This is a genomic window from Microcystis sp. M20BS1, assembly GCF_020245305.1.
Taxonomy (GTDB): domain Bacteria; phylum Cyanobacteriota; class Cyanobacteriia; order Cyanobacteriales; family Microcystaceae; genus Microcystis; species Microcystis ichthyoblabe_A.
This window is the reverse complement of record NZ_JADBUZ010000201.1, coordinates 1-12,173: the sequence shown is the minus strand read 5'-3', so window position 1 is coordinate 12,173 and position 12,173 is coordinate 1. Positions and strand designations below refer to the sequence as shown.

Below are 12,173 nucleotides of genomic sequence, written 5' to 3'. Positions count from 1 at the left end.
CCAACCCCCCCAAAACCCGTAGGGGCGCACCGCGTGCGCCCAACCCCCACCAAAAAACCCCAAAAAAACCAAATCCCCCAAAACCCGTAGGGGCGCACCGCGTGCGCCCAACCCCCACCAAAAAACCCCAAAAAACCCAACCCCCCCAAAACGCGTAGGGGCGCACCGCGTGCGCCCAACCCCCACCAAAAAACCCCAAAAAACCCAACCCCCCCAAAACCCGTAGGGGCGCACTGCGTGCGCCCAACCCCCACCAAAAAACCCCAAAAAACCCCAATCCCGTGATTAACCCGATTATTGCCGGCGGACGAACGCAGTTCGATAAACTCACTGACCACAGTTCGCCCCTACAAAATCGACCCGCCTAAGGGCGGGAAAGAAAAGAAAAAAGAAAAAATAGGGAATAAGGGTAAAAAGGGAAAAAAAGGGGAAAAGGGTTACAGAGTCCTCCCAGCACCGCACACCACCCGAAAACCGATGGTGCTGCCGATTTCGTCGCGCCTAACTTTGCCGCTGCGGTAAACGGAATGGGAGAACAGAGGGGGGTTGTGCCAAGAACCGCCCCGCAGAAGAGAACGATTATCATTCCCATTTTCTATCCAAGCACTGCCATCCGTCGGCGCACCGTCATAATTATCGTGCCAAGTATCGGCGCACCATTCCCAGACATTGCCGTGCATATCGTAGAGTCCGAAGGCATTGGGGGGAAACTGTCCCACGGGAGTCGTTTCTCCTCGATGTTCTCCCTTCGCTTCCTCGGCGTAGGTTTCGCTGGCACGGTAGTTGGCCAATTCCCCGGTAATGGTTTCCCCAAAGTAAAATGGGGTGGTGGTTCCAGCACGACAAGCGTACTCCCATTCCGCTTCACTCGGTAGTCGATACTCCCGTTTTGTTTCCCTTGATAGTCGTTTACAAAATTCCGTTGCTTGATACCAGTTGACGCTTTCTACGGGTAGCTCATCCCCTTTGAAGCTAGAAGGGTTTGTCTCCAGGTCGATATCTATTTTAGCGGTTGCGGCGATCGCTTTCCACTGGGCCTGGGTGATGGGATAACGTCCCATGTAGAAAGAAGAAACGGTTACTCGATGTTGTGGTCTTTCCTTTCTAAATCCTTCCCAATTAAATTTTTTAACCAGTTTTTCGATTTCCTCGTCTTCTGTTCCCATCAGGAAAGTTCCCTCCGGAATGGCGACCATTTCTAAGGTGATGCCGTTGCCCAAATCTTCCCTGAAATATTGGGACTGTTTCGACTCTTTTTTGATTTGCTCACCCTTCGCATTTACTCGCACCACCTCAAAGTTAAATACTGATAACGGTTGTTTTGGCTCTTCTGGAACGATTACCGGTTGTTTTGGCTCTTCTGGTTCAAGCTTGAACTGATAGCCAATTGCTCTTTCTAGTTGTTCAAATCCGTCTTCTTCCCAATAATCAAGCCGGTGAATATCTCGCAGATTCAAGCCAACTTCTGCAAGTCGCAGATCAGGAATTTCGCATTCTTCTAACCTCATGGGGATAAAAAAAATTGTCCCCGGTAGCATCTCTCCGAAGGTATCAAGTGCAATCCTCAACTCCCGTTGGATGTATCCCTGTTTATTAGCCGATTTCCCTGACAGACAGGCCAGAAAAATCTGACTAGCTTTAATCGCTTTCGGAATTTCATCTCGCCAAATTTGACCCGGAATCAGGTCTTTTTTATCCAACCAAGGTTTATATCCCGCTTGCTTGAGGCGGTCATACAGTGCCAAAACTGCTGGTTTGTCCTCACTGGCATGGGCCAAGAAAATTTGGATCTCTGACTTTTTCATAACTTTTTCTTATGACCACAAGTAGGGGAGAGCCAGATTAACTGGCAGAAAATCTCTAAATAAACCATTTAATTGATTATTACTCATTCTTAATTCTCCTGTCTCGGAGTCTCCTAACTACTGATTCCTCACCAACCAGGACAATTTGGGATTTTTACAGCAAGTCCACTTTCTCACTTTCCCCACCCGTGACCTTTTTCCGTTAGATTATAAATGGATACAAAACTTAACATTTTATCCAAAATCTACCGAGAGGGCAGACCGTGCGGCCAGATACCCTAGAAAATAACCAGCATTCAGCCGATAATTCGCTAGTTCCCGAAGTTATCGCATTTAAACCCGAAATTGAGCCAGAGAAACCCGAATACTCGCCAAAACCGACAAAAACCAACTCTTGGCTATCGGGAGGAAAGGGTTTATTTATCGGTGTGGGATTGGGGGTTTTATTGACCCTGGGGGCGACTCGTTTCGCTAATCGACCCCAAACAGCCCAAAACCCCAATACTCAGCCCGTAGCGGCAAAAAATGAGGCACCAGCACAAACAGTAACCACCACTAGGGTAGAATCCACTCCCGTGGCCCGCACCCTGAAAGCGACTGGAAGCGTGGCAGCCGATGAATTAATCCCGATTCTTTCCCAAGCGACGGGACTACAAATCAAAGAAATCTTTGTCGATGAGGGTGATATCGTTAGCCAGGGTCAAATTTTGGCTCGTCTCGATGATACCGTCCTACAAGCGCAATTAACCCAAGCACAGGCAAATGTCGCCCAATCCCGAGCGCGTTTGGCAGAATTGCAAGCGGGGAGCCGTAAAGAGGAGATCGCTGGAGCTAAACAAACTATTCAACGCATAAAAGCCGAAATTAGTCAAGCTCGATCGGATTGGGATTTGGCTAAAAAACGGGTCCAGAGAAACCAAAGTTTAGAAGCGGAAGGAGCGATCGCCCGGGATCGTCTCGATGAAGTCCTCAACGAAGAAAGAAACAAAGCGGCGATCGTACAACAGACCCAATCCCGTTTAGGAGAAGCAGAGCAGCAACTGGCACAATTGCAAGCCGGCAATCGTCCCGAGGTGATCGCCCAAGCTACAGCCCAATTAGCGGAAGCTCAAAGCCGTTTAGCCATTGTTAACGCCCAATTAAACGAGACGCGCCTGATTTCTCCAGTTAGTGGCAAAATTGCCGAAAGAAATGGCCGCATCGGGGACACCACCAACGGTCAAAATGCTCTCTTTAAAATCATCGAAAATGGGCGTTTAGAGCTAAGATTGCGGGTTCCTGAGAATCAATTGCCCTTAATCCGCGTCGGAGCGCCCGTTACTATCACTTCCGATGCTAATAGCAGTTTAAAATTATCGGGACAGGTGCGCGAAATTAATCCCATCGTCGATGAGGCATCCCGTCAGGCAACGGTTAAAGTCGATTTAACCGACAATACAGGGTTAAAACCGGGGATGTTTTTACGAGGTGCGATCGTGACGAATACTAGCAATAGTTTAACCGTCCCCATGACCGCAGTTTTACCTCAAAAAGATAATCAAGCTCTAGTTTATTTAGTGGAACCTGATAACACCGTTACCGCCAAAACTGTGCAATTAGGTCAAATTATGCCCAATAACCGCGTGGAAATTCTCACCGGTTTACAAGCGGGCGATCGCATTGTGGTCAAAGGGGCAGCCTATCTCGGTGATGGCGACAAAATTACAGCAATCAGCGATCAGTAATCAGTAATCAGTGATCAGTAAACAGTAATCAGTAATCAGTGATCGGTGAAAAGACAGTAGCAAACTGCCATTTGATCAGGCTCACTTAATACATACTGCTCACTCAAAACTTAAAACTTAAAACTCAAATCTGATAACTGATAACCGGTAACTGAAAACTCACATCTGATAACTGATAACTTACCCACTGATAACTGATAACTGATAACTGATAACTGAAATTATGGCTTTTAATATTTCTAATTGGTCTATCAAAAATCCCATTCCGACGATACTGATCTCCCTAGTTATGGCCTTAATGGGATACATTGCCTTTCTAGGATTAGGGATCGATCGCTCTCCTAATATTGACATTCCGGCCGTGATTATCACCGTTAATCAACCGGGTGCAGGTCCTGAGGAATTGGAAACCCAAGTCACCAAAAAAGTCGAGGATGCGGTGGCTGCTTTGGGTAATATCGATCAAATTACTTCTACCATCAACGAAGGCAGCAGCACCACCACCGTTAACTTTATCCTTGGCACTAACAGCGATCGCGCTACCAATGATGTGCGTAATGCCATAGCGCAAATTCGGCAGGATTTACCCCAAGATACTAATGATCCAATTGTCCAACGTTTAGAATTTGCTGGGGGTGCGGTGATGAACTATACCATCTCCTCCCCGAAAAGATCGATCGCCGAATTAAGTGATCTAGTTGATCGTCAAATTGGCCGCGCTTTAACGGGAGTGCCGGGGGTAGCACGAGTCGATCGCGTTGGGGGAGTCGATCGAGAAGTGCGTGTAGATTTAGATCCCGGTCGTCTGATCGCCTACGGTATCACGGCCACGGCGGTTAATGACCAAATTCGCAGTTTTAATATTAATTTACCCGGAGGGCGATCGGAAATCGCCGGCAGTGAACAAACTGTCCGCACCCTCGGCAGCGCTGAAACGATCGAAGATTTAAGAAATTATCAAATCTCTTTACCTAACGGTGATAGCGTCCCCTTAAGCAATTTAGGGACAGTTAGCGATAGTTCCAGTGATCCTCGACAAATGGCCCTCTTAGATGGGCAGCCAGTGGTGGGTTTTTCGATTTTACGGGGGACTGGCAGCACCTTGGTCACGGTAGAAACAGCAGTGCGTCAAGAAATCGAGAATTTAAAGAAAAAACTGCCCGAAGATATTAAATTTCAATTAATTTTTACCCGTGCTGACTCAATTCGTGCTAGTTACGAAAGCCTTCTTAGCGATCTCCTGATTGGTTGTATGATGACGGTGATCACGGTGGGTCTATTTTTAGGCAATTGGCGCGCCACGATTATCACGGGTTTGGCCCTGCCTTTGTCCATTTTCCCGACTTTTTGGGTGATGCAGTCCCTAAATTATACCCTTAACGGCATGACTCTACTGGCCTTAGCTTTAGCTTTGGGTAATCTGGTGGATGATGCGGTGTGTATGGTAGAGGACATCGATCAACATTTAGCTATGGGTAAAAAACCCCTGCAAGCGGCCTTTGATGCCTCAAAAGAGATTGGATTAGCCGTTTTAGCCAGTGCGGCGGCAATTATAGCGGTATTCCTGCCGGTTGCTTTTATGGGCGGTGTGCCGGGCCAATTCTTTCAACCTTTCGGCGTTACGGTGGCGGTTTCTACCTTGTTTTCCAGTTTGATCGCTGTCACCGTCACCCCGATGTTAAGTGCCTATATTCTACAGCCGAAAAAGCTCAAAACTGGTGATAATAATCCCTCCTCGCGCCCCCGTTTTCGTCCCTACAAAAGTTTGTTAACTTGGTCCCTACGTCATCGAATCCTGACTTTATTGGCGGCTTTGGCCTTTTTTATCGGTAGTTTACAGTTAGTTCCCTTGATTCCAAAAGGGTTATTTAGTTCTGGGGATACTGGATTAAGTACCATAAGCCTAGAATTGCCTCCTGGTGCGACTTTGAATGATACTGTTGCCGTGGCCAATCAGGTGAATAGTTTACTGCAAAAAAATACCGCCGTCGCTAATGTTTTGGCTATTCCGGGAGATTCGGGACGGGTAAATACGGGGTTAATATATGTTAATTTGGTTCCTAAGGAACAGCGATCGCTAACTCAACGGCAATTTGAGGAACAAACCCGTCGGGATTTCCAGAAGATACCGGGGGCTAGAGTGACTTTTCGAGCGCAGGGGGGAGCAGGAAGCACTAAGGATGTCGCTATTATTTTAAAAAGTGAAAATGGCGATATTTTAACCCAAACTGCCCAAAAATTAGAGCGACAAATGCGAGCTTTACCCGGTTTTGTCGAGGTCAGTTCCGGGGTAAGTTTAGTTAAACCGGAGATTATTATTCAACCGGATCCTGTCCGGGCTGCTGATCAGGGAGTCTCGGTCAGAGCGATCGCCCGTACTGCATCTTTAGCTTTAATCGGCGATAATGAGTTTAATTTAGCTAAATTTAACCTTGCTGACCGACAAATTCCCATCCGGGTGAAAATTGCCAATGATGGACGCAGTGAGATAGAAACTCTGCAAAATTTGCGCGTTCCTAGCAGTAATGGGACGTTAGTACCGCTTAACTCGGTGGCGACAATTAGCTTAGGTAGTGGACCTGCGGAAATTCAACGCTTTAACCGTCAACGTCAGGTTAATATTGGAGCTAATTTAGAGGGAGTTTCTTTGGGAAGTGCGGTGACACAAATTCGCGCTTTACCAATCATGAAAAACCTACCCCCAGAGGTGACAGAAGAACCCTTTGGTGATGCTCGTATTATGCGCGATATCTTCGCTCGTTTTTTGGGAGCGTTAAGTTTAGCAATTATTTCGATCTATGGGATTCTGGTCTTATTGTATAACAATTTTCTCTATCCCCTAGCGATTTTAACTTCCCTTCCTTTATCGATTGGTGGTACTTTAATCGCTCTTTTAATTACCCAAAAAGAGTTAGGTTTATACGCTTTAATTGGCATAGTTTTGCTGATGGGATTAGTCACTAAAAATGCGATTCTGTTAGTAGATTTTGCCCTGAGTGGCATTGAGTCAGGGAAACCGCAATTTAAGGCGATGATTGATTCGGGAGTCTCTCGTTTACGACCAATTATTATGACCTCCGTTTCCACAATTGCCGGGATGTTACCGATTGCTTTAGCTTTAGGTGCAGATGGGGAAATTCGCGCACCGATGGCAATTGCTGTTATTGGTGGTTTTACCACTTCCACCCTGTTAACTTTGGTGGTTGTGCCGGTAATCTTTACTTACATCGATAGTTTTTACTATTGGTTGCGGGGATTATTTGTTAAACAAAAACCTAAGTCGATTTAGTACAGAAAACGGGTTTCTCGGAGAAACCCGTTTTCTTCTCATGCAAAAGTCAAAAAGGGGAATAAATAATCAGTCTTTAATAACCAGATTTAGTAGTAAAATATCTTGCTGAAAGCTTGAGAAAAAACCCAGAGAAACTAACCCATGAATCCCTTGACAGTCACACATCAAACTCTATCCCTTCCCCCCATGGGCTGCGGTACTTGGGCCTGGGGAAATCGTCTTCTCTGGGGTTACGATGAGAGTATGGATAGCCAGTTACAAGCGGTTTTTAATCTCTGCGTCGAGCGGGGTGTCACCCTATTTGATACGGGAGACTCCTACGGGACAGGCAAACTCAACGGACAGAGTGAGAAGCTATTAGGACGCTTTACAGGGGAATATAGCGGTTATAACGCCGATAATATCCGTATTGCCACCAAACTCGCCCCTTATCCTTGGCGTTTAACCCGTCATGCCATGGTGAAAGCTTGTCAAGCTTCGGCAACCAGATTAGGTCGCCCGGTGGATTTAGTGCAAATGCACTGGTCAACGGGCAATTATGCGCCATGGCAGGAGGGAAGATTATTAGACGGATTGGGGGATTGTCTGGAAAAGGGGTTAGTTAAAGGGGTTGGTTTATCTAATTTTGGACCGAAAAGATTGAAGTCTGTCTATCAAAAGTTTGCCAGTCGCGGCATTCCTATTACCAGCTTACAGGTACAGTATTCTCTCCTTTCTACCTATCCTCTCACTGACTTAGGATTAAAGGAACTATGTGATCAATTTGGTATTAAAATTATTGCCTATAGTCCCTTAGCTTTGGGTTTATTAACGGGGAAATATCGAGATAATAAAAACTTACCCCCCGGATTACGTCGCTTCCTTTTTGGTCAATTAATTCCCGCTATTTCGCCTCTGATGAGTTGCCTAGAAGTTATCGCCCAAGCTAAAAATAAAACTATTAGCCAAGTTGCCTTAAATTGGTGTATCTGTAAGGGAACAATTCCCATCCCCGGAGCTAAAAATGTTCGACAAGCTGAGGATAATTTAGGGGCTTTAGGATGGAGTTTAGACAGTGGGGAAATAGCAGAATTAGATAAAATTGCCGCGGGTTTGGATAAAAAAATGGTACAAAATATCTTTCAAACTAAGTAGGGTTTGCTGAAAAAGCTTGTTGGTGGGGTGTGGAAAGAACCACAAAGACACAAAGGACACAAAGATTGATCGCTTATAAGTTAAACTGATCAGACAAAGAATAAGAGAGCCAATTTCCCCCCGATTACTCAAAAAACCAGCAATTTTTGAGGTCAAAAAAGCCTAAAGATATTATCCAAAAAGGTTTCTAGATTTATTCAGCAAACCCTAATTATTATCTTGAGAGACCAATTTTAAGCTAGGACGGGGTTGGATTGTTCCCCCGTAAGCGACGGCAGTATGAGGAGATAGGACAAGATGAGGAGATACACCCAAAGAAATTCGATAGATTTCCCCAGCTTTATCGATTAATTGCTGTTTAACTGGCTCTTTCGGCAAATTTTGCCGCCAAGCTAGGGGAATCCCCTCGATACCGTTGTACAATCCCGCCCAAATTCCCGCTAAAGTGGTGGTTAATTGCCGTTGATAGGGACTAGAATTAGCGCGACGCACGCTAACGGCGAAATCCTCGCTCGTTTGCAGAAAAGTATAAAGAGAAACTGCGATCGCAATTCCTAAAGGTGAGATATCTTTCACCCAAGCCGATAAAATGAACTCTAAGGGATGATTCTGCCCTAAAGCTGACTGAATCTGCTCTAATAGCTTATTCTTGGGGTTAATAGTTAGCAATTGCACCATTAACTGATTTAAAGGCCTTTTTCCCTGTAATAACATGCCTACCGCCTCTCCCCAAATTATCGCTTCTTGTCGGGTTAACTCGGAAATTAAGCCCTTTTTCAGCCAAAAATTTAATCTAGCTTGCCAACGTTCTCCATGGTCAGGCCAGGTTAAAATTTCCGGCAACAGCACAAATAATAACGCCGATTCCGACTGCTGCCTAGCTGCGATCGCAATGGGCAAATCTTCCTGAGATTGCAGAGCTTGCAAAAGCAGGGTCGTCCTCGGTGTAGCCTCATAGTTAAAGGCTGGTATTAGGGGTTGATTATGCAAGGATTCCCCAATATATGCCCCGATTAACCCTCCCTGAAGGCGATCAAGGGGTGAAAAGACCTTCTGCATAAATTAGCTCAATTTGCCCGGTAGGTGACTTCCCCAACTTTGCCCGGTTGCCCCAGTTGTTTAGCATTGGCATTATTAACCGCAACGTAAACCCCGCCGGCATTACCCGCTCTCACGGTTAATTCTCGGTTTGCTTGCCAAGTGCGATGGCTTCCCTGGGGCAGCACACCCTCAAATTCTGTCTTGCCATCCACCACCACCCGCATCCAGCAGTCATCTTCCAGTTTTACCTCCACCACCAGCTGCTGATTATTGCTGGTTTTGTTGGCTACTGGTTGAAGGGGGTTGCTTTTCGGTTGGACAATTTGCTGTTGTGGTAAGGAAGGCGGTGGTAAGCGATTCGATTGCAGTACCGATTTTTGCAGGACGTGGGATAGGGTTTGTACGGAACCAATAACTAAGATTAAATAGAGAAAATAGAGATGAATCGGGCGAATTTGAAGACTCGGCAGCGATAAAGATGGTTTTGTTCCCCTGAAAAAGTTATTGACCTTGGTGGGAAAACGTCGGCTAATCGTCTCACCATCCAGGGACAGACTATCGGCAAATTGTTTGATTAACCAACGAATATAAATCGGTTCGGGCAATGCCTCCAAATCCCCCGCTTCCAGTGCTTCTAGGCGATGGCGCGGGATTAGGGTTTTCTGGGCAATTTCCTCGAGAGAAAGGGACTGTTCTAGGCGATTTTTTTGCAAATAAACGCCGATTTCCAGTAATTTGGTTCGTTGTTTATGCTGGGGATCAAGTTGTGATTGGAGAAGGCGAAACATATCGCTATTAGGGGCTGACTTTCAGCTTAGTTAATCTGGTTTTTTAAATATTTCAGTTCATCAAGGGTTAAAAAACGGTAATGACCCAAGGGTAAGGGGGAATTATTACCAGAGTTTAGTTGAATAGGACCGATGGCACTGCGATGAAGTTTCAGGACGTGATAACCTAATTCTTCAGCTACAGAGCGAATCTGCCGATTTCTTCCCTCCACTAAAATAACTTCTAGTAGGGTTTTTTGGTCGGTTTGCTTGAGGATCTCAACCTGTGCGGGTAAGGTTTTTTTTCCCTCTAAGAGGATACCTTCTCGCCAACGCTGGAGAGCAAGTGTATCAATCGCACCATCTAGCCAAACCCGATAGGTTTTGGGCAAATGATAACGGGGATGGGTGAGGGTGAGGGTGAGTTGACCGTCGTTGGTGAGGAGTAAAGCCCCAGTGGTGTTGATGTCCAACCTTCCTACGGGATGTAACCCCGTCTCGCTGGCGAGGGAGTCGGGCAAAAGGTCAATCACCGTCGGCCGGTTTTGTGGATCCTTACAGGTAGAAACCACGCCAATGGGTTTGTTGACCAGTATATACAATCTTTTGGGACGATTGGCCGGTTCAATTTTTTTTCCGTCTATCTCTAGGTGATCTTTTTCTGGGTCGGCTTTTTCTCCTAACTGCACGATTTTGCCATTCCGTCTGACTCGTCTGGCCACAATCATCTCCTCCGCCCTTCTTCGGGAGGCAATCCCCCACTGGGCAAGGATTTTCTGGACTCTCTCCGCCATTTTTTTTTAGTTTTTAACCCTTTCTCTCTTCTATTATAGGCATCCTAAAAGGGTTTTTTTTGCCCAAAAAGTGAAGAAAAACCGAATATCTCTGGCTGCCTCTTTGATTTTTTTCTTGGAAAACTTCTGAAAAAAAAGAGGAGTGATCCCTTGACTTGGGCGGCGGCTTCGGTTATACTTTTCTTATAATGGGAATCTGTGCATTTTTTTCTCGACTCAAACACTTTATTATATATAAAGTCTTATAAAAAGATCATCTCAAAAAGCCGTGAAAAAAGCAAGCAAAATTTTGCCGACAATTGTTAAAAAAGTCGGGTTAATTTTCCTTACGGGGGGATATGACTTTAAACGGGTTATTTCTCGGTTATCCAAGCGGTAAACTGTAAGTGACGGAGTTTGCGTCTCTTGGTTATAATTGAAAGGCTAGGCTATAATAACTCTTCATCAACACCGATAATTTTGGTCAAAGATGTAAAAAAGGAAGAGCATTATTGTGAGAGGGTATAATTAGTATAATTAAAGTAAAAATCATTCCGGGGTAGCCATGATTAAAAATATTAATGTAACTGGACTTAAACCTGAACAAATTCAGCAGATACAGTTACTTATTGCCGCATTTAAAACTCAAAATCAACTCAGTAAAAGTGAAACTGAAATTGATATGATTGAATACCTGTTGGAAAATCCTATAGAGGTTGATAATTTAGAATTTATGAAACGAGAAGAAATTTATGACAGAACTTAAAAATCATAGTTGTTTTGTTGATTCTAATATTTGGCTTTATGCTTTTTCTACTGATAAAAAAGAAGAAACTAAAAGAATATTAGCGAAACAATTAATTAAAGAAAAGTCCATCATTATCAGTACCCAAATAATTAATGAGGTTTCTTGTAATTTACTTAAAAAGCATAAGCTTGATGAAAAACAACTGTTTAAATTAATTGTTTCCTTTTATATAAAATATCAAGTTATCTCATTTAATCTTGATATTTTTGAATCTGCATCTAATCTGAGAACTCAATATAATCTATCATTTTGGGATAGTTTGGTGATTGCTTGCGCTTCATTTTCTGGTGCAAATATTTTGTATTCAGAAGATATGCAGGATGGTTTAATTATTAATAAAAAATTCACTATTATTAATCCCTTTAAGTAATAAAATTAGGCTCTTCGTTACCTTTTATGCTAAATCAACATACAAGATGCCAAGATAACATACTTCTAACCCAAAAATTCCGAAAGTTTCTAAAGCCATAGCCTCTCCGTTTTATTAGTTTAAGTTTATTGTTGATTCCCTCGACCACCCCATTCGTTGTCCTTCGCTCGAAATAACTAATGATTTCTCCAAACCAGTTTCGGATTGTTTGACAACTCTTGGTAAAAACACTGGAGGATTTTGCCAACCATTCCGAGATGGATAGCATTCCCTCTGTCGGATTCTCTGAGGTTTCATAAATCTTTCTAAATTCTTCCTTTAATTCCTGCATCTTTTTCAAATTTGTCAATTTTTCTTTGATAGCTTCTAGTTTAATTTTTTGGGTTTCCGTTAAATCTTTTTCATTTTTTAACAAGCTATATTTACTTCGCTTTAAAACTTCTAGCTTCGCTTCTTTTT

General features: G+C 44.1%; 11 protein-coding genes. 5 read left to right on the top strand and 6 right to left on the bottom strand.

All coding sequences use genetic code 11. From position 1 onward, the window contains the following. Positions 1-331, bottom strand: a 331-nt coding sequence (locus tag IM507_RS19525; protein ID WP_287637566.1) for a hypothetical protein, incomplete at its 3' end; no start/stop codon positions are given. A gap of 106 nt (positions 332-437) precedes the next feature. Continuing rightward, positions 438-1,805: an SUMF1/EgtB/PvdO family nonheme iron enzyme gene (locus tag IM507_RS19520; RefSeq protein ID WP_287637565.1), complete on the bottom strand. Its 1,368-nt coding sequence runs from the start codon at positions 1,803-1,805 to the stop codon at positions 438-440. Between the two features lie 263 nt (positions 1,806-2,068). Here IM507_RS19520 and IM507_RS19515 point away from each other — a divergent pair, with 263 nt between their 5' ends. From IM507_RS19515 to IM507_RS19505, 3 genes are all read left to right on the top strand, one after another. Then, complete coding sequence (locus IM507_RS19515) at positions 2,069-3,529, top strand: efflux RND transporter periplasmic adaptor subunit (RefSeq protein ID WP_287637564.1); 1,461 nt, start codon at positions 2,069-2,071, stop codon at positions 3,527-3,529. Between the two features lie 223 nt (positions 3,530-3,752). After that, the gene (locus IM507_RS19510; RefSeq protein WP_287637563.1) at positions 3,753-6,818 is read left to right on the top strand and encodes an efflux RND transporter permease subunit; all 3,066 of its coding nucleotides are present in this window, start codon (positions 3,753-3,755) and stop codon (positions 6,816-6,818) included. Between the two features lie 144 nt (positions 6,819-6,962). Continuing rightward, entirely contained in the window at positions 6,963-7,955 is a 993-nt protein-coding gene (locus tag IM507_RS19505; protein ID WP_287637562.1) for an aldo/keto reductase, read from the top strand. Positions 7,956-8,162: 207 nt separating this feature from the next. Here the strand turns inward: IM507_RS19505 and IM507_RS19500 are convergent, their stop codons facing one another. Genes IM507_RS19500 through IM507_RS19490 form a run of 3 tightly spaced genes read right to left on the bottom strand, consistent with a single transcriptional unit; the run spans position 8,163 to position 10,557 of the window. Beyond that, positions 8,163-9,014 (bottom strand): hypothetical protein, encoded by an 852-nt coding sequence (locus tag IM507_RS19500; RefSeq protein ID WP_069475174.1) that lies wholly within the window; start codon positions 9,012-9,014, stop codon positions 8,163-8,165. An 8-nt stretch (positions 9,015-9,022) separates the two neighbouring features. Next, entirely contained in the window at positions 9,023-9,784 is a 762-nt protein-coding gene (locus IM507_RS19495) for a helix-turn-helix domain-containing protein (RefSeq protein ID WP_002737528.1), read from the bottom strand. Between the two features lie 26 nt (positions 9,785-9,810). After that, positions 9,811-10,557: a pseudouridine synthase gene (locus tag IM507_RS19490; protein WP_002737796.1), complete on the bottom strand. Its 747-nt coding sequence runs from the start codon at positions 10,555-10,557 to the stop codon at positions 9,811-9,813. Positions 10,558-11,101: 544 nt separating this feature from the next. Between IM507_RS19490 and IM507_RS19485 the strand changes: the two genes are divergently transcribed. Together IM507_RS19485 and IM507_RS19480 are read left to right on the top strand one after the other, a co-directional pair. Continuing rightward, on the top strand, positions 11,102-11,302 hold the full coding sequence (locus IM507_RS19485; RefSeq protein WP_123230400.1) for a hypothetical protein: 201 nt from the start codon (positions 11,102-11,104) through the stop codon (positions 11,300-11,302). Further along, the gene (locus tag IM507_RS19480; RefSeq protein WP_002755345.1) at positions 11,289-11,714 is read left to right on the top strand and encodes a PIN domain-containing protein; all 426 of its coding nucleotides are present in this window, start codon (positions 11,289-11,291) and stop codon (positions 11,712-11,714) included. The genes IM507_RS19485 and IM507_RS19480 overlap by 14 nt, the downstream gene beginning before the upstream one ends. Positions 11,715-11,748: 34 nt before the next feature. Here the strand turns inward: IM507_RS19480 and IM507_RS19475 are convergent. Then, positions 11,749-12,173 (bottom strand): transposase (locus IM507_RS19475; protein ID WP_287637561.1); only part of this gene is annotated, 425 nt, incomplete at its 5' end.

Coding starts and splice junctions, on each gene's coding strand:
- IM507_RS19520 (WP_287637565.1), bottom strand. CDS start 1,805: ATGAAAAAGTCAGAGATCCAAATTTTCTTGGCCCATGCCAGTGAGGAC.
- IM507_RS19510 (WP_287637563.1), top strand. CDS start 3,753: ATGGCTTTTAATATTTCTAATTGGTCTATCAAAAATCCCATTCCGACG.
- IM507_RS19505 (WP_287637562.1), top strand. CDS start 6,963: ATGAATCCCTTGACAGTCACACATCAAACTCTATCCCTTCCCCCCATG.
- IM507_RS19500 (WP_069475174.1), bottom strand. CDS start 9,014: ATGCAGAAGGTCTTTTCACCCCTTGATCGCCTTCAGGGAGGGTTAATC.
- IM507_RS19495 (WP_002737528.1), bottom strand. CDS start 9,784: ATGTTTCGCCTTCTCCAATCACAACTTGATCCCCAGCATAAACAACGA.
- IM507_RS19490 (WP_002737796.1), bottom strand. CDS start 10,557: ATGGCGGAGAGAGTCCAGAAAATCCTTGCCCAGTGGGGGATTGCCTCC.
- IM507_RS19485 (WP_123230400.1), top strand. CDS start 11,102: ATGATTAAAAATATTAATGTAACTGGACTTAAACCTGAACAAATTCAG.
- IM507_RS19480 (WP_002755345.1), top strand. CDS start 11,289: ATGACAGAACTTAAAAATCATAGTTGTTTTGTTGATTCTAATATTTGG.